Here is a 19,149-nt window from a genome sequence, read left to right as displayed (position 1 = left end):
GTTTCGTTGTAAAAAAATAAACTAATCAAAGTTGTTTTTTGTTCAAAATCAGAAATTATGGCTTAATAATTTTCTTTTTTGCTTGATCAAAAAAGAAACAAAAAAATCAAGTCTTACGCTTTCTCGTCGGTCAAATTAGTTTTCGAATACTAAAAGAAAATAACTCGCTACGCTCAAACAGATTTTCTTTTTACGTATTCTTCAAACATTTGACTCTCGACTGCGGAAGCTAAGGACGTTTGGATCCAGTGAAAAATTACGATTTGGTTTGAAACTACCCCAACCACCCATCACGATCCAAACTTCTGTATTGAATGGCTTCGGCAATGTGATTAGAAATTACATCTTCGGAAGCTTCTAAATCAGCGATGGTGCGTGCTACTTTTAAAATTCGGTCGTAGGCCCGGGCCGAAAGATTCAATCGTTCCATAGCATTTTTCAATAATGATTTTGAATCTTCGTCCAGAACACAATATTCCCGGATGTGTTTGGTGCTCATTTGTGCATTGTAATGAATATTGTCCATTTTTTCAAATCGAGTCGATTGAATTTCGCGCGCTGCGGTTACTCTTTTTCGAATCGTCATACTGTTTTCCGTTTTTTGATTGTCGGATAATTTTTCGAAAGGAACAGGAGTAACTTCAATATGAATGTCAATTCTGTCTAATAAAGGACCTGAAATTTTACTTAAATAGCGTTGCATTTCATAAGGAGAAGCGGTTTGCGCAGTACTTGGATCATTAAAAAATCCACTTGGACTTGGGTTCATGCTCGCTACCAACATAAAAGAAGAAGGATAGGTAACCGTGAATTTGGCTCTTGAAATAGTTACTTCTCTATCTTCCAGTGGTTGACGCATCACTTCTAAAACATCTCGTTTGAATTCGGGTAATTCGTCTAAAAATAGAACGCCATTGTGTGCCATAGATATTTCGCCTGGTTGTGGATAACTACCGCCTCCAACTAATGCCACATTCGAAATTGTATGGTGTGGTGAACGGAACGGCCGTTGATTCATTAATCCTACTTCTTTTAATTTTCCGGCTACACTATGAATTTTAGTGGTTTCTAAGGCTTCATGTAAGGTCATTGGCGGGAGAATACTTGGTAATCGCTTGGCGAGCATTGTTTTTCCTGCACCCGGAGGACCAATTAAAATTATATTGTGTCCGCCAGCCGCGGCAATTTCCATGCATCTTTTAATGCTGTCCTGACCTTTAACATCGGAAAAATCAAATTCGGGAAAATCCAAATCTTTATAGAATTCGGCGCGAGTGTCGATTTTTGTTGGTTCCAGATTTCCTTTTCCTTCAAAGAAATCAATTATTTCCTGTACGTTTTCAATTCCATACACATCGAGTCCTTTTACTATGGCAGCTTCTTTTACGTTTTGTTTTGGAAGAAAGAACCCTTTAAAACCTTCTTCTTTAGCCTTAATCGCAATGGGCAAAGCACCGCGAATGGGCTGGAGGCTTCCATCAAGAGATAATTCTCCCATGATGATGTATTGGTCAATTTCCTCTCCTTTAATTTGTCCTGAGGCAACTAGAATACCTAAAGTTAGGGTAAGGTCATAAGCGGAACCTTCTTTGCGTAAATCGGCGGGAGCCATGTTGATGGTTATTTTTTTGCCGGGTAACATATAACCATTGTTTTTTAAAGCAGCTGCAATCCGATAACTACTTTCTTTTATGGCATTATCAGGAAGTCCTACTAAATGATAGCCGACCCCTTTGTCAATGTTGACTTCCACTGTAATTGTAGTTGCTTCTACTCCAAAAACGGCACTTCCATAGACTTTTACTAGCATATAGGATATTTTTTATTAAAAATAATGAATTTTGAAATACAAGATTAGTTTGGTTCGAACTTTTAATAAAAAATAAATAGATTTTAAGATTGTTAAATCGAACATTAATTTTTAACATTAATTACTGATTTTAAAAGAAATACTACTAATTTTTTTATCGAAAAGGAGAATAATATGATGCAAATAATAATTTTTATTACTAATTTTAGTACCTAAGTTCTTGATATGTTATAATTTAAATGGTTTGTTAAATAGTCTTGCTTTTTGTTTAGGTGTTTTTATTAAATATTTGATGAGCTTTTTTCTTGAAATTTGGATTATATCGATAAAATAATTGGTTAAATGGTTTTTCTATTGCGAAAAATAAAATACAGTAAGAATTCACTTTAATAAAAAGCTGTTGAAATTTAAGTTTTTGATAAAAATTCAAAAAAACGCAGTGTTTGAATTTAACAAATCGTTATTTTTTGCATATTTTGAGGTTAGTACCCGTAAATTTTTAGGGGGTAAATTGAATTAATGGTAAAAGTTTGAACATTTGTTGGTGTTTTTTAGGGGGGGTGTTAATGATTTTATATTTTTGATAAAATTTTAAACCAAATAACAATGAGAAAAATTATTTTAAGTGTGATTCTAATCGCAATTCTAGTATTATCTATTTTTTCAATGAATCTTTTTCCTGATTCGGCAACACTTGGTGCCCATGTTGTGAAATTAAAAATAGATACAGGAGATACAGCCTGGATGATCGTAGCTACTGCATTTGTATTATTAATGACTCCGGGATTAGGTTTCTTTTACGGAGGTATGGTTGGTAAGAAAAACGTTATTAGCACGGTACTACAAAGTTTTATTGCCATGATTATAGTAACTGTTTTATGGGTTGTTATTGGATTTGGATTATGTTTTGGTCCTTCAATCAATGGTTTAATTGGAGATCCGTCTACTAACTTATTCTTTCAAGGAGTAAGCGCTAATACAGCATGGGAATTGGCTCCAACTATTCCTTTCATTTTATTTGCTTTATTTCAGGCAAAATTTGCAATCATCACTCCTGCGTTAATTACCGGAGCTTTTGCTGAACGTGTTCGTTTTTGGGCATATCTTCTTTTTATGGTTTTATTCATAATATTTATTTACGCTCCATTATGTCACATGACTTGGCATCCTGATGGAATGTTCTTTAAAATGGGAGTATTAGATTTTGCCGGAGGTACAGTAGTACACATGAGTGCCGGATGGGCTGCTTTAGCTGGAGCTATGTTCTTAGGAAAAAGAAAAATACAACAAGTTTCACCTGCCCGTATTACTTATGTATTATTAGGTACTGGTTTACTTTGGTTTGGATGGTTTGGTTTCAATGCGGGATCTGCTGTTGGAGCGGGTAGTTTAGCTGCACAAGCTTTAGGAACTACAACAGTTGCTGCTGCTGCTGCTGCAATGGGATGGGTTTTCCTTGATAAAATTCTTGGACACAAACTTTCTGCAATGGGTGCTTGTATTGGTGCTGTAGTAGGTTTAGTAGCTATTACACCTGCTGCTGGATTTGTTAGTATTCCTCATGCAATTGCAATTGGTCTTATCGCTAGTTTTGTAAGTAATTATATGGTGTCTAAATTCCCTAAAGGTAAAATTGATGATGCTTTAGATGTATTTGCTTGTCACGGAGTTGGAGGTATGGTAGGTATGTTGTTAACTGGTGTTTTTGCTTCAAAATCTGTAAATCCAATTGTTGGTGACAATGAAGGTTTAATCTTTGGAGACGCTACTTTATTTTTAACTCAATTAAAAGCACTTATTGTAGTTTCTATTTTTGCATTCACTGTTTCTTATTTATTATTTTTCATTGTTAATAAAATTACTCCTTTAAGAGTTAGTGAAGACAAAGAAGAATTAGGATTGGATATTTCTCAACACGGAGAGTACTTGTAATCAATATTTCAGTCTAAATAATAGAAAAGCTTAGTTAACTTGTTTAACTAAGCTTTTTTTGATTTTATAAGCCTAGCAATGAAATTTTTATAAAAAGTAAAGAATTAGATTTACCAATTTTCTTTTTTGCTTGATCAAAAAAGAAACAAAAAAATCAAGTCTTACACTTCCTCGTCGGTCAAATTAGTTTTCGAATTAGCTTCGCTCTATTCGCCTTCGGTTCGAGTCTAAAAGAAAAGAAACTCGCTACGCTCAAACAGCTTTTCTTTTTACATATTCTTCAAACATTTGACACTCGACTGCGGAAGCTAAGGACAGTTGAGTATGCTTTAGATAATTAGAGGTTTCTTCCATACGATGTTTTTTGTGTATCGTTATTTCAGGACGGGACAGCACATAAAAAAAACAGGGATTGCTATTATCAGCAATCCCTGTTTTTTTGTTTATAATAAGTAGTTTTGTTTAGAAACCTAGTTCTTCAAAAGTATTTCCTTGTTTAATATCTCCTGATTCATAACCTTTCATAAACCAATATTTACGTTGTTTAGAGGTTCCATGTGTGAAAGATTCAGGAACAATATGACCTTGCATTTTAGCTTGAATTGCATCGTCTCCTACAGCATGGGCAGCGCTTAGCGCTTCGTCAATATCACCTTCTTCCAGCATATTGTTCATTTGCTGGTTGTAATGCGTCCAAACTCCGGCATAAAAATCAGCCTGTAGTTCTAAGGCAACCGATAATTTATTGGCTTCAGCCTTAGTTTTGCCTCGTTGCATTTGTCTCATTTTATCCGAAGTTCCTAATAAGGTCTGTACATGATGACCTATTTCGTGAGCAATTACATAAGCAGTGGCAAAATCACCTCCTTGTGCTCCAAATCGGGTTTTTAGTTCTTCAAAAAAAGTCAAATCCATATAGACTTTTTGGTCGGCGGGACAATAAAAAGGACCGGAATCGGAAGAAGCATTGCCGCAGCCTGTTTGAACTTCTCCACTAAACAAAACCACATTTGGCTTTTTGTATTCCAAATTATTTTCTTCAAAAATTTTAGACCATACATCTTCATTGTCAGCAAGTATCGTTTTTACAAAGGCTTGTTCTTCGAGTTCTTTTTTAGTTAAATCTCTTTGTTCAGTTGGTTGTTGGTTTTGTCCTTGATTTAATTGTTCCAGCACAGGAGTAATCATTTGGGCATTATCACCTCCAAAAACTTTTATTAATAAAATGATAATCGCAAGGACTCCACCGCCAATAACTGTTTTTCCTCCAGAGGACATTCCTCTGCGGTCTTCAACATTGCCACTTTGTCTTCTACCAATCCATTTCATAGTATTGTTTTTTAGTTGATTATTATTTAATCCATTTTGTCAGTGTTTTTTCGATGATTCCTTTTACAATTGGTTTCGAAATATAATCATTCATATCCATTTCGATGCATTTGTTTCTTTCTTCTTTTTCTGTTCCGGCAGTAATGGCTATAATAGGAACATTTTTTCCTAATGTTAGTTTTCTAATTTCCTCTGTAGCTTCATAACCATTCATTATTGGCATTTGAATATCCATAAAAATAATATCAGGAAGACTGTTTTCAAATTGAGCAATAGCCTCAAGACCATTTGAAGCCTCAAAAATACTAGCTTCAGGAATTGTGTTTTTTATGATGGTTTTTAGCAAAAGCATGTTTATTTTGTTGTCTTCAACAAGTAAAATCTTTGAGTTTTGTAAATTAGGATTTGCCTCAAGAAAGTTTGTGTTTTCTACAGTTGTTGTAAGTTGTTTAGAAGGTTTTGTCTCTAATGTTTGATTGTTTGTTTTTAAATCTAAATCAAAATAAAAACAACTTCCTTTTCCTATTTCGCTTTTTAACTTTAAGTGACTGTTCATCAGATTCAAAAGTTTGTTTGAAATAGTCAATCCAAGACCGGTTCCTCCAAATTTTTTGGTAGTCGAACTGTCTTCCTGGGAGAAGGCCTTGAATATTTTTCTTTGATTTTGTTCTAAAATTCCGATACCGGTATCAATTACTGAAAAGCGTATTACAGTTTGTGTATCGCTTGATTTTTGTTTTACAGAGATATTTAATTTAACGGTACCTTTTTCTGTAAATTTAACCGCATTAGATAACAGATTGATCAATACTTGTTTGATTCTCACAATGTCAATCCAGAAATAATTAGGAACGTCTTCGGCAATATTTAGCTCTAATTTTAAGTTTTTTTGATTGGCTTCAAAATGAATTAAGTCTACTACTTGGGTTAGTAATTCTTTTATTTTTTGTTTTTCAATATGCAATTCAAGCTTGCCGGCTTCTATTTTTGAAAAATCTAAAATGTCATTTACAATTTCCAGTAGAGTATGAGCCGACTGATTAACTGTAATCATGTGTTTTTCCTGAATATGATTCAGTTCGGTTTTCATCAACAAATCGGTAAAACCAATTATTCCATTGAGAGGAGTTCTGATTTCGTGACTCATATTAGCTAAAAATTCCGATTTGGCTTTATTGGCTGTTTCGGCATATTCCTTGGCTTTAATAGCTTTTTCGGCTTCCTTACGTTTACTGATGTCCAGCATGATACCTTCGATGTATTTAATTTCTCCGTTTTTAACAACGGTATCTATAAATTCATCTATCCAAACCATGTCTCCTTTTTTGTTTATGATGCGATAGGTCAAATGAAAGGCTTGCAGTTTTGATAATTTGGCACTCGATTTTATAAGTGTTTTTTCTAAATCATCAGGATGAATTAAATCTTTGAATCGGATTCTTTTTTCAAGGAAATCCTCTTTTGGATAACCTGTGAGTTTTTCAATTTCATCGTTAAGATATATTTTGGTATAATCTTCATCGTTTTCAGATAAGTAGACTGTTCCGGGGATATTATTGGCTAATAACCTGAATTTTTCTTCACTTTCGTTAATGGCAATCTCGTTTTCTATTCGCTCTATAGAAGAGCCAATATTCATGGTTAAAGTTTGCAAAATTTGGACTTCATCATCAGCCCAAATTCTACCTTCATTCAAATCATTTAAGCCAAGGACACCATGAAATTTATTTTTAACAAAAACAGGAAAAAGTATTAACGAAGCAGCATCCAGTGCTTCAAGTTTTTTCTTTAATAAAGGGTCTTTTATGTTTGAAACGACAACTGGGTAAACTTTGTTTTCTATTTTGTCAGGGTTAAATTCACCAAAAAAAGAATAAGGTAAATTTTGATAGTTGGGATTTAATTCGGTTAAAGTATCATTACCATTTGTCCAACGGTATTTTTGACTAATGGTTTGATTGGTGCTGTCATTTTGGTAATAAAAACTACGATATGAATTTGTTGCTTTTCCAATAATAATCAGTACATCAGAGAACACATTGTCAATGTTTTTTACATTTAAAAATCGTTCCGTACATAAACTCATTGCCGAAAGCAAATCACTTTTGTAAGTTAATTTTTGTTCTACTTCGAGTCTTCTTTTAGATTCAAAAGCAATGGTAATACTGTCAGCGATTGCTCTGGCAAAATTAATATCTTCATTATCCCATTGTTTGTTAGCATCGGTCACTTCTATGCAAAGAATACCTATGAGTTCCCCGTTTATAAAAACCGGAGTGTCTATCATAGAAAAAATATTGTTTTCTTCAAGATAGTCAGCATATAATTCTCTTGTTATGGGATTGTTTTTAACATCAGAAGCGACTAATGGCGTTTTGTTTTCTATGGATTGAAAATAATTAGGATAAAGCTCTTTAGTTAATTGACAGCCATTTGTAAATTCATTTGTTTTTAAATCATAGAGTTGGAGACATTTAATGGTGTCTTCAAAATATTCCCAATAACTCACTCTATTGGCTTCGATTGTTTTAGTAGTATTTTCGAGTATTGATTTTAATTTTGTCTCTAAGGTTTCTTGTATTGAATAACTTTTAGCATTAAATTGTTTTAAATTTTCATTGTACTTTTTATTTTTTTGTTCTCTTTTTTGCTTTTCAATTTCAATATTTTTGAAAAAAGTAATGTCTCTGGAAATACTGGAGAATCCTTTAATTTTGCCTAAATCGTTGTGGCTAAACATAACTTTTTGGGTTACCCATAGTATTTCGCCGTTTTTTTTCAAAATAGGGAGTTCCAGTAATGGAAATTCCAAGCCATTTTCTTGAATACTATTATTGTAAAAGGTATTTAGGATTGTTGTATAATCTTCTCTGATAAAGTTAGAGTAGTGCTGATTCAATATTTCGGTTTCAGCATAGCCCAGGGTTTTTAGTGTATAATTGTTTACAAAAACAATTTTGCCTTCTAAATCAATTTCATAAATGAAATCTTGAGCATTTTCAATTAAATTTCGGTATTGATTTTGAATTTGGACTTCATTACTTATGTCTTGTCCTATTCCAATAATTAAATCATCAGAAAATTGTTTGTTATTCCATTGAATAAACTTGATGTCCCCGTTTTTACATCTTAATTTTCGAATAAATATTTTGTCATTTATCTGACTTTCAAAAGATTCTTTTGAAGTTATTTCAGGATTTTCGGTTAGATTATAATAGCCAAAACCCATGATTTCTTTGATGTCATAGCCTAAAATACTTTTTACGTTTTCGCTGCAAAAAACAATTTTATTGCTTTTGTTTTTTGCCATAATCAGCGAATTTCCTTTATTGATAATTTGATTGTAAAACTGGAATTTGTCGTTTACATTTTGAATCGACATGTGACGAATATAATTGATAAAAACCACTACTAAAGTGTAATTAAAAATTACGGTGAGCCTGTTTAAAGGTGCCAGTTTTAATAATGAAGCACTAATAAGATAACTAAAAGTGAATACAACAAAAAGCCAATAGAATTTTGATGGTTTTAAAATATTGTATGAGAAATAAACAAATAAAAGAAAACTTAAAAAAGGGATATTATCATCTGTTAAGTGAATTAAATTCCGACAGACATTAAAAAAAGTAAGAACAAAAATGATACGGAATATCTTTTTTATATTGCGAAAAACAAAATCTGATTTGGTACTGGCATAAGCAATTCCTATTAAGATCAAAGAAATGCTAACATTGATAAATAGCATACTTTTAGGCCTTAACTTGAAAAACTCAAAGGTTATTTCTAAGATTAAAATAATGATTCCTAAGATGAGAAAATAAAGCTGATATTCTTTGTTTTCTGAATTTTGAGGACTAAAGTTCCGGATGAATTTATTCCCCAAGGCATATTTAATCCTTTGGAATTTATAAATCAACAAAAAAATAATTAAAAAGACAAATGGCACAACAGTTCGATAAAGGTTTTTATCAATAGGTAACTGATCCATGATATCAAACATTTTAATCACAGTAAAATTATGACCACTACTAAGACTAACAATACTTTCTGTAAAGGTTTTTAATAAAAAAGTATAGAGTAGTATCATATTTTAATAATTAAAATCGTATTTTTTTAACAAATGGTTGTTGAAATTTTGTTAAAAATAACAATAATTAAAAGAAAAACGTAATGCTTTTGTTGAAAAGATTTCAGCTGTTTACTTTTATTCTTCAAATCCAATAATGCTTCTGTAGATAGCATAATTCATAGAAGACATAAAAGGAAAGGTGAAGAAAAATCCAATAAGGAAAAAGAAAAAACCTGTTAGCATGGCTAAGTAAGCAATAACCATAAGTCCCAAAAGGAGTAGGGGCTGTCTTGAAACCAAGCTGGCACTGGTAGTTATGGCTTCTATAGCATTAAATTTATCGAAGATAATTAATGGAACTGCAAGTATACTTAAGAATGAAACACTCAAAGAAGCCAGAAATCCTAAAATAGGAATTCCTGTTTTGTCAAGAATTGAAGTAAATCCTAGGCTTAGGATTGAAATGATTAGTGTGGCTAAAAATAATTCTATGAAATAAGAGAATTTATAGTATTCGAAAACAGTAGAAACATGAAATTCTTCGTCTATTTCAGCGCAATGTGCCATTTTGATAAATCCGGCAAAATAAGGACTAACCAAACAGCTGAAGAAAGTGACACAGCCAACGTAAGCCAATAAAAAATTATCGGATAAGTTTTTTGGTTCAAAATTTTCAGGTTTCATTAGTGCCTGGAAATTAGCCAGACCATAAGTGAAGGCTATAATCAAAAAACTCGCAGCTATGAAAAATATAGTGGAAACTAAAAATAATAAACCGGCATATAGTGCTATTTTTTTATAATTTTCAAAAGCAAGATTGAAAACAGCTTCAAATTCTAAAGAATATCCATTGTTTTTTAAGTCTTGAATTCGGTCTTTTTTTGATTTCATAATGGCTTGAATAATGATATATTATCTGTTTTTAAAAAGGTATAAATCTAAGATATTTATTTTTTTAATCTGTCCGAAAAATAAATTATACTGCGTTCCAGATAGCATCGTTTGGCGTAGGAGCAATAATGGTAAGGATTTCTTTAGAAACAGGGTGGATGAAAACTAATTTTCGGGCGTGCAAATGAATTCCTCCATCGGGATTGCTTCGGTCAAAACCATATTTTAAATCCCCTTTTATGGGACAGCCTATTGCGGCTAATTGCGCTCTGATTTGGTGATGTCTTCCTGTATGCAAATTGATTTCCAGAGCAAAATAATTATTGAGTTCTTTGATGATTTGGTAGTCTAAACTTGCCATTTTACTTTCAGGAACTTCTTTTAAATGGGCTTTGGAAGTATTGTTTTTCTCGTTTCTTTTGATGTAATGAATTAATTTGGCTTCGTTTTGCGCAGGTTTATTTTTTACAACTGCCCAATAAGTTTTTTGGGTTTCTCTGTTTTTAAATAAATCGTTAAGTCTTGTTAAAGCCTTGCTGGTTCTGGCAAAAACCACAATTCCGGTTGTGGGACGATCTAAACGATGAACAACTCCCAGAAAAACTTCGCCCGGTTTATTGTACTTGTCTTTGATGTATTCTTTAACAATTTCGCTTAGTGGTTTGTCTCCCGTTTTATCGCCCTGGACAATATCTCCCACACGTTTATTGATTACAATAATATGATTGTCTTCATGCAAAACCTGAAGGTTATTTTTATTTGAAAGTTCTTTCATTAATGGCTTTATTTGAGTACAAAAATAGCGGTTTTATAATTGTTGTCTTTTTAGAATAATTGTGTTTTATTTTAAAAAGATCAATGCTCGAAACAGCGTTATCTTCATTATAAAGAGGAGCGGCATTTCGAGCATTAAAAGAAGTATTACTTTAAGGAGTTCGAGGAATAGTTAATATTGCTCTCTCTCGTTAGGAAAGTCTTTCGATTTCACATCGTCTACATATTGACTAATAGCCGAAGTCATTCCCTCGTATAAATTCATGTATCTGCGTAAAAATCTAGGGCTAAATTCGTTGTTCATTCCCAGCATATCGTGGATAACCAATACCTGACCGTCAACGCCTGAACCGGCGCCAATACCTATTACAGGAATCGAAATGCTTTCGGCAATTTGCTGGGCTAATTTTGCCGGAATTTTTTCTAAAACTAAGGAAAAACAACCTAGTTTTTCCAGCAGTTTGGCATCTTCAATCAACTTCAGGGCTTCTTGTTCTTCTTTGGCCCTTACGGTGTAAGTTCCAAATTTATAGATAGATTGCGGTGTTAAACCTAAATGTCCCATTACAGGAATTCCTGCGTTCAATATTTTTTTGATGGATTCTTTGATTTCTTTGCCTCCCTCTAATTTTACTGCATGTCCGCCACTTTCTTTCATTATTCGAATGGCAGAGCGCAAGGCTTCTTTTGGATCCGATTGGTAACTACCAAAAGGTAAATCGACTACAACTAAAGCTCTGTCGGCACCTCTTACTACAGAAGAAGCGTGATAAATCATCTGGTCTAAGGTAATAGGCAAAGTGGTTTCGTGTCCAGCCATAACATTAGAAGCCGAATCTCCCACAAGAATGACATCGATACCTGCAGAATCAACAATCTTAGCCATTGTATAATCATAAGCAGTCAACATGGAGATTTTTTCTCCTTGTGCTTTCATATCAATTAAGGACTTTGTTGTAATTTTTTTATAGTCTTTTTTCGCTGTTGACATAGTCGTAGTTTTATGAAATGCAAAAGTAGTAAAACAAATTTGGATGAAATGTAGAAAAAAGAATTTGCTTAAGATATATTGGCTAAAATTCTTCTACGACTGTTTGACCATCTAACCATGCAATCATGTTTATAACAAGATAATTCCAGTTTTGAAAGCCTTTGTTCAATAAGGGTTCTCCGGTTTCGGGTTCGTAATATTCGTGTAGTGCACCATTTTTTTCAAAATCCTTACCAAATAAACTAATTGTTTTTTCAGCTAACTCTTTAGCCTCTTTTTTGTATCCGTATTTTTCTAATCCTTTAAAAACCATATAGTTTGATATTCCCCAAATAGGACCTCTCCAATTGGATGGATTAGCACTTGCTCTTACACTGTACATTTTTTCCATTTTAGAAAGTGTCCTTACACCTGTAGGAGCATTAAAAGTTTTAGCGTTCAGATAATGTTCCTTAACGATTCTGTCAGCTTGTTCAGGAGTTGCAATACCAGACCAAAGTGCTAAAAATCCACTCCAACTCCCTATGCGCTGAATTAAACAATCATAATCTCGGGGATAGCCACTATGAATTATAAATGACTTACCTAAAGTATTGTCCTGATGGTTATCTATTGGTTTTAAATTCAAATCAACACTATAAAAGAAACCATCACGTTCATCCCAACAATTTTTTTGAATGGCTGCTTTTAGGGCAACTGCATCATTGGCAAATTCGTCTCCTATGGCTGTTTGATTTAATTGTTTGGCAAGATATACCATAGCCTGCAATTCTTTGTACATTAAACAATTGAGATAGATGGAAGCCGAACTTTTGTTAGGTCTGAAAAAAGTGCTTGGGTCATTATCAACACCGATGGCTACATCATTTTGCCAATAATAAAGTCCTGTTGCCTGGTTTCGATGATGGGCTTTGTAACTATTGACAAATGCCTGAAGGTGAAAGAATTTTTCCCTCAGCCATTCGGCATTACCTCTTATGTTTTTTGTTATAAATGCTGCATGTTGTGCTAAAACAGGTTTGTGCATATTAACATCGTAGATGTTTTCAGGTCGAATATCGCGTGGTTTTGAATCTTCCCAAATAACAATAGGCAAGTAGCCGTCCCAATCCCCATAATGTAAAAAATTGAGCACACAACCCTGTTCGTATTTTAGTGCTTCTTGTTTGTCTTTTGCGGTACCGATATCGGTAAGAATTTGACGAAGTGCAATATTACTTAGCCATGAATCCCAGTCCCATAATACATTGTCGTATTGATTGCTGCCAGGGGTAAGAAAAGGGTAGATTAATGATCCACTCCCTTTGCGATACATACCTTTATAATCCTTATAGATTTTTGATTTGATAATACTTTTATAATTTACATTGCTTTCGTTTTGCTGGCAATAGACAGAAAACGAATAACTAAGTAGTAACGATAAAAGAATAGTGGTTTTTTTGGTCATTTTTTTTGAGGTTAAGTTTGTTGTTTTATTCTATTCCACATTTTTCTTTCAACCACTTCATTGATTTATCATCGGTTTCTTTAAATCGCCAATGTGCCGAAATAGGGGTAATCACAATTTCTTTAGGCGCTTTTACTGAATTAAATGCCGAAAGGGTAGAAGTAGGAGGACAGGTATTGTCGTTATATCCTGTGGAATAAAATCCCGGAATGGTGATTTTTTTTGCAAAATTTACTATATCATAATATTCCATCGTCTTTATTTTCTCAGGACTGTTGTTTTTGTCACTAAACATAGCTGGCCAGCCTCCGGCTCTGTTGTTTAAATAGCCAGAGTTGTCGCTTAAAGCAGGATAAAATGAGCTAATATAATTGACTCTTTTGTCAATACCGGCAGTAACAATAGTCAATGCACCTCCCTGACTGCCTCCGGTTACCACTACATTTTTCTTGTCAAATTCAGGAAGACTGCTCAGGAAATCAATAGCGCGCACACAGCCTAAATATACACTTTTATAATAATAATTGTCTTTGTTGTCCAGGTTTATTGCCCAATAATCTTTTAGTTTTTCTCTTTCTTTTTGGAAATCTTTTTCATCCATTTCAGGCGAAATACCGTGAATTTCAGTTGTTAGGCTGATGAATCCCTGTTCGGCAAAAGAAGTTATGGGAGTTATTTTTTTAACACCTGCTCCCGGAGGATTCAATAAAACCGGGTGTGGTTTATTGTCTTTGGGTTTACTTAAATAGCCATAAAGATAATGACCCAATTGGTAATTTTGCAGACGCACCAAGTACACATCTACTGTAGCCGTAGAAAATTCAGGTTTGTGAGTTACTACAGCATCTAATGGAATTTTATTATTTTCGGCAATTGCTTTTTTCCAAAAATTATCAAAATCTTTTGGCATACTTACAGTTGGCTGAATTTCAAAAGGAGCATAGCCGGCTTTTATTTCGTCCTTGTATACATAGCCGTCAATCTTGGCTTCTACTTTCAGCTGGCGAAAGCCGGGAGTGTTCATAGTTCCAATGTTGATTTCGCCAACACCGTTTTCTAATTTAAGTGTTCCTTTCTTCTCTGGAGTTAATTGTTCAGGACCGTATTGGTATTCTATTTCTACATTTTCAACGGGTGAACCATGTTTAAGGACACTTACTTTTATGGTTGCTGCTTCGTTGAGTCTGTAATTCCAGTCAGGGTGATTTGCAGTCAGGACAATGTTTACTAATTTAATCGGAGCCGGGGTATTTTGGGCTCTTAGGCTTATCGTCAGCAAGCCAAGGAATAATGAGAAATAGGAGAGTAGCTTCATAGAAAAAGGTTTAAAAAAATAAAAGGGCATAATGATTTAAATTATACCCTTTGGTGATTAGAATAGTTATGTTGTAGTAATTATTTAATTACTTTATTATTAACAACTACGTTTTTAAGTTTTAAGCCTTTGATGATACTTTTATCAATTGCATCATTTTTAGCTTCAATTTTTAAGTTTTCAAAAGTAAAGTTGGTTAATTTATCACGATCGGTAACTTTCATATCGTAGAAAACATCACATTTGATGTCTATGTTTCTCATGGTAATATTATCGCAATAAGATACCGGTGCATCTTTTCGTCCTTTTAAATCAAAAAATTGAGTCCAGGGTTTTACATAAATCATGCTTTTAGCATAGCCTGTAATGTTTTCAACAGTAATGTATTCGTATTTTTGAGGAGTATCGGGACGCATTTTCAACCATAAAAGACGTACCGCATTGTTAACAGTACAGTTGCGAACAATAATATTTTTGTTGTGAATGGCTTCACTACCAGAAGTTAAAGCTCCGTGACAGAATCCAAAATCACAGTTTTCAATAATAATATTTTCGTTTCCACCATTACTAGCATCTTTATCAGCCCACGGTCCTTTTCCACCTTTTAAAGCAATAGCATCATCATTTACAGCCATATAGCAACCTTTAATTAGCATATTAGTACATACATCAATATCGATAGCATCTGTACTTGGTGCTTTTACCGGTTCGTGTGGAGAGAAAATGTGTAAATCAAGAATTTTTACATTGTTACATTGGTAATAATGACTGGTCCAGAAACCTGAATTGTGTAGTTTAACGTCCTGCACCTGAACATTGTCACATTTCCAAATGAATACTAAACGCGGTCTGGAAACTTCAAGATTGGTACAGTTTGGATTTTCTTTTCTTCTTTGCCAAAAAGCTTCCCAGTATTTCAATCCGTTTCCGTCGATAGTTCCTTTTCCGGTAATGGTAAAGCCGTTAACACCATAAGCATTGACTAAAGCCGTGAAATATTCGATGCTTTGACCTTCAATTCTGGAAGGCATTTTAGGATAATCATCAATATTGTTAGAACCTTTTAAAATTGCTCCTTCTGAAACATGTAAATGAGTGTTTGGTCTAAAAAATAAAGCACCACTCATGAAAGTTCCTTTTGGAATTACAACAACTCCACCGCCATTACGGTAAGCTTCGTCAATTGTTTTTTGGATGGCAGCAGTTTGTACAAGAGTACTGTCGTTTAGCGTTCCATAATCGGTAACAGAATAAAATTTGCCTAAATCGCTCGGATTTATTTTTGATGCGTCTAAAAACCAGGCAGGAATTTTAGTTCCATCAGGAAAAAGATCTTTATTGTTTTTTTGCGAAAATGTTTTTGGAGTAATTGCTAATAAAGCAAGAATGAATAAACAGATTTTTTTCATTTTTCTTAATAAAGGTTAATAAAGTTGGTCTCCACAAAAAGAATGCCTTTTAATTTTTAGCTTATTAAAGCATTTAAATTTTGGAAGAAACGAAGATATGAAAATTAAGAGCAAATATTCATCCTGCATTTCAGGCAGGATACTATGACTACCAGAAACAACAAAGCAGGTTTAGAATGCTAAACCTGCTTTGATATATTAAAAGTGAGTGATTTATTTTTTAATTTTTGAAAAGCGAATTAAAGCATAAATGACAGATAGTACGCCAATTGCAATGAGCGTTCCAATGATTTCATTTTGAGTCAAATTCGATAAAAAATAAAGAATGATAGTGATGGAAAGAATTGGGACACTTAATCCTCCGGGAATAGTAAATTCGTCCGGATTTGATTTTTGGGTATAACGCAATTTGATTACCGAAAATACAACTCCTAAATAAACAATCAATATGGAACTGCTTGCAATAACCACCAGACTTTCAAAACTGCCCGTTGCGGCAATTAAAAATCCCAGAAAAGCATAAACAATAATCGATAGGTAAGGAGTGGCAAAAGAAGAATGAATTTTAGCCAAAGCCTCAATCGGGATTACTCTGTCACGAGCCAGTGCATAAAGCGTTCGGGGATTATTTAAAATATCACCACTCAAAAATCCGAACATCGATATGGCAGCTCCCACAGTCAGAATTACAAAACCGATTGGCCCAAAAACAACATTTGCGGTAGCAGCAAGTGGGGTAGCGGTAAATTGCGGTAACTGATTTCCCAGAACTCCCTGCGCTACTGTTTGAATCAGCATATAAAGCACCACAACTGCCGAGATACTGATGAAAATGGCTTTTGGAATCGTGCGTTTAGGATTAATGACTTCACCGGAAACCACAATTCCCGATTCGCAACCCTGAAACGCAAAAAATAAGACCAGAGACGTTTTGCCCAGTTGTTGGATGTCGGGGAAACTTTCTATTGTCAGGTTGCTTGTCGCTACCGATTCCCATCCAAAAATAACCAGTAATAACAATGGAATCAGTTTAGCGATGGTGTTGATTTTTACCAGTCCAATACCTTGTTTTACACCAATGACATTAATAAAAGCCAGGCCAAAAAAGACGGTAGTTAAAAATAATAAACGCAGCCATTCTTCTTTAAACAGAGGATGAGCCGAACCCAAAACATTAACCAGGGCATTAGAAACGGCGGCATCGGCAAGAAGGGTTCCGCCTACAGTAAAAATCCCGGCTATGAAACCGGCGTAAGGACCAAAAGCAGTTTCAATATAAGAGTAGACGCCTCCTGTTTGGGTTACTTTGCTGGCAGCTTCGGCAAAACAAAGCATGATAAGTGCCATCAATATTCCACAAAAAATATAGGCAATAATGCTGGAAGCCCCCATGGATGCAGCGACAATGGCGGGAAGAGCAAAAATTCCGGCGCCAATAATAACATTCATAATATTGGCAGATAAGCCAAATACACCGATGGTTCGTTTAAATTTTTCTTCTTGGTTTATCATTTTTTTCTGGTTTACTAATAACTTGGTTTTATTTAGCTTTTGGAAAACGAAGTTATGCAAAAAAGATTTTGCCTGACCAAAGAAAAGCGGCTGGAGCAGAAATTAAACATTTTTGTGAAAACTTTGAAAAAATGTTAGGTTGTATGATTTTGAGTTTTTGAAAGTCTTACGACGACAATAAAAATAAAATTGGAAGTCAATTAAACTTTTACACCGAATAAATATCCAACAAAAGCTGATAATCCCATAGCAATTGTACCCCAAATCGTAATTCTTAGAATAGCTTTAATGATACTGGAACCGCCAGTTTTTGCCGATATTGTCCCTAAAACAATTAAAAATAAAATTGTAAAACCATAAAGCCAATACTCTAGACTTTTTACGGCTGCTAAGAGTACAACTAAGAGCGGTAAAAAGCCACCTACTGCAAATGATGCTCCTGAAGCTAAGGCAGCTTGAATAGGGTTAGCCTGACTGATCTCATTGATACCTAATTCTTCCCTAATATGTGTTCCCAAGGCATCTTTCTCAGTCAACTCAATTGCTGCTTGCATTGCAGTTTCTTTTTTCATGCCTCTTCTTTCAAAGATTTCAGCCAATATTTTTAACTCTTCTTCCGGCGTATCTTTAAGTTCCTGGGTTTCTCGTTCAATATCTGCTTTTTCAATATCCGTTTGAGAACTTACCGAAACATATTCACCGGCAGCCATTGATAGTGCTCCTGCTACAAGACCTGCTACAGTTGCTAAAATAATTGGTTCCCTTGTAGAACTAGCAGCAGAAACACCTATTGCAAGACTTGAAATAGATATAATTCCGTCATTTGCGCCTAATACTGCAGCCCTTAACCAATTGCTTCTGTGTATGTAATGATTGTCTAAATAGTTGTCAATTGTAATCATCTTTGATATATTCTACAAATGTTATTTAAAATTACATCTTACTTTCCGCCACTTGGCACAGTAACGGATTTTTATTAATTAGTTTTAAATGTAGGTAAAATTTCAACTCAATTCCCAGTTAAGAAAAATTAAATCAGAACATTTCGCTTAACAGCCAGTCTTGTTTGCTGTTTATTTTCCAGCAGGCTCATAATAAAGGATGATGGCTCCCGAATCAAAGGTTTTGGTTTTTACAAGTTGAAGAAGGATTCTGTCGTTTATATTTTCAAATAAGGGCAAACCGCTTCCTGCAACGACAGGATGAACACAGAGTTGGAATTCATCAATCAAATTAAGTTTAATTAGCTGTATAATTAAACTCCTGCTGCCAACGAAAATGTCTTTACCCGATTGTTTTTTTAGTTCTAAAACTTCTTCTTCAAGGTCTCGATTTGCCAGCTTTGCGCTTTCCCATTCTGTGTTTTTCAGTGTGTGTGAAAAGACAATTTTCGGAATTTTGTCTATCGCTATTGCAAAGTCATCCATTGATTTTTCACCTGAAGGATTTTTTATAAAAGGCTGCCAAAACTCCATTAGCTGATAGGTTATCCTTCCATATAGAATCACGCCGGCGTTATTTAACAGCTCAGTATAATGTTGATGTATTTCTTCATCCGGGATTATTGCTGTATGATCGCAAAATCCGTCAACCGTCATATTGATTGCAGCAATTATCTTTCTCATAATTTAATCTTAATGTTCAGTGTTGGTTACTTGCTAAGATATTTT

13 protein-coding genes are annotated in these 19,149 nt (G+C 34.1%); 1 reads left to right on the top strand and 12 read right to left on the bottom strand.

What is annotated here, in order from left to right; genetic code table 11:
- Nucleotides 1-274: 274 nt before the first annotated feature.
- Nucleotides 275-1,810, bottom strand: a complete 1,536-nt coding sequence (locus EOD40_RS16750; RefSeq protein ID WP_128197509.1) for a YifB family Mg chelatase-like AAA ATPase — start codon at nucleotides 1,808-1,810, stop codon at nucleotides 275-277.
- 606 nt (nucleotides 1,811-2,416) lie between these two features.
- On the opposite strand from EOD40_RS16750, the gene EOD40_RS16745 reads away from it, so the two are divergent.
- The gene (locus tag EOD40_RS16745; protein ID WP_128197507.1) at nucleotides 2,417-3,742 is read left to right on the top strand and encodes an ammonium transporter; all 1,326 of its coding nucleotides are present in this window, start codon (nucleotides 2,417-2,419) and stop codon (nucleotides 3,740-3,742) included.
- Nucleotides 3,743-4,204: 462 nt separating this feature from the next.
- Here the strand turns inward: EOD40_RS16745 and ypfJ are convergent, their stop codons facing one another.
- The 11 genes from ypfJ to EOD40_RS16690 all read right to left on the bottom strand — a co-directional run bounded on the left by ypfJ (nucleotide 4,205) and on the right by EOD40_RS16690 (nucleotide 19,104).
- Nucleotides 4,205-5,071, bottom strand: coding sequence for a KPN_02809 family neutral zinc metallopeptidase (ypfJ, locus tag EOD40_RS16740; protein WP_128197505.1), 867 nt, complete (start codon nucleotides 5,069-5,071; stop codon nucleotides 4,205-4,207).
- Between the two features lie 22 nt (nucleotides 5,072-5,093).
- Nucleotides 5,094-9,158: a PAS domain S-box protein gene (locus EOD40_RS16735; protein ID WP_128197504.1), complete on the bottom strand. Its 4,065-nt coding sequence runs from the start codon at nucleotides 9,156-9,158 to the stop codon at nucleotides 5,094-5,096.
- A gap of 117 nt (nucleotides 9,159-9,275) precedes the next feature.
- Nucleotides 9,276-10,031, bottom strand: a complete 756-nt coding sequence (locus EOD40_RS16730; RefSeq protein ID WP_128197502.1) for a hypothetical protein — start codon at nucleotides 10,029-10,031, stop codon at nucleotides 9,276-9,278.
- Nucleotides 10,032-10,116: 85 nt separating this feature from the next.
- Complete coding sequence (locus tag EOD40_RS16725) at nucleotides 10,117-10,806, bottom strand: RluA family pseudouridine synthase (RefSeq protein WP_128197500.1); 690 nt, start codon at nucleotides 10,804-10,806, stop codon at nucleotides 10,117-10,119.
- A gap of 171 nt (nucleotides 10,807-10,977) precedes the next feature.
- Entirely contained in the window at nucleotides 10,978-11,796 is an 819-nt protein-coding gene (gene panB, locus EOD40_RS16720) for a 3-methyl-2-oxobutanoate hydroxymethyltransferase (protein ID WP_128197499.1), read from the bottom strand.
- Nucleotides 11,797-11,878: 82 nt separating this feature from the next.
- Complete coding sequence (locus EOD40_RS16715) at nucleotides 11,879-13,243, bottom strand: MGH1-like glycoside hydrolase domain-containing protein (protein ID WP_128197497.1); 1,365 nt, start codon at nucleotides 13,241-13,243, stop codon at nucleotides 11,879-11,881.
- A 25-nt stretch (nucleotides 13,244-13,268) separates the two neighbouring features.
- Entirely contained in the window at nucleotides 13,269-14,558 is a 1,290-nt protein-coding gene (locus EOD40_RS16710; protein WP_164905500.1) for an acetylxylan esterase, read from the bottom strand.
- 80 nt (nucleotides 14,559-14,638) lie between these two features.
- Nucleotides 14,639-15,967, bottom strand: a complete 1,329-nt coding sequence (locus EOD40_RS16705; RefSeq protein ID WP_128197493.1) for a rhamnogalacturonidase — start codon at nucleotides 15,965-15,967, stop codon at nucleotides 14,639-14,641.
- A 213-nt stretch (nucleotides 15,968-16,180) separates the two neighbouring features.
- Nucleotides 16,181-17,479, bottom strand: coding sequence for an APC family permease (locus tag EOD40_RS16700; RefSeq protein WP_128197492.1), 1,299 nt, complete (start codon nucleotides 17,477-17,479; stop codon nucleotides 16,181-16,183).
- A 200-nt stretch (nucleotides 17,480-17,679) separates the two neighbouring features.
- Complete coding sequence (locus tag EOD40_RS16695) at nucleotides 17,680-18,381, bottom strand: VIT1/CCC1 transporter family protein (protein ID WP_128197489.1); 702 nt, start codon at nucleotides 18,379-18,381, stop codon at nucleotides 17,680-17,682.
- Between the two features lie 171 nt (nucleotides 18,382-18,552).
- Nucleotides 18,553-19,104 (bottom strand): dihydrofolate reductase family protein, encoded by a 552-nt coding sequence (locus EOD40_RS16690; RefSeq protein WP_128197487.1) that lies wholly within the window; start codon nucleotides 19,102-19,104, stop codon nucleotides 18,553-18,555.
- Nucleotides 19,105-19,149: the final 45 nt, after the last annotated feature.

It is taken from the genome of Flavobacterium sufflavum (genome assembly GCF_004016525.1).
Lineage (GTDB): Bacteria > Bacteroidota > Bacteroidia > Flavobacteriales > Flavobacteriaceae > Flavobacterium > Flavobacterium sufflavum.
This window is presented reverse-complemented; position numbering and strand designations above follow the sequence as displayed.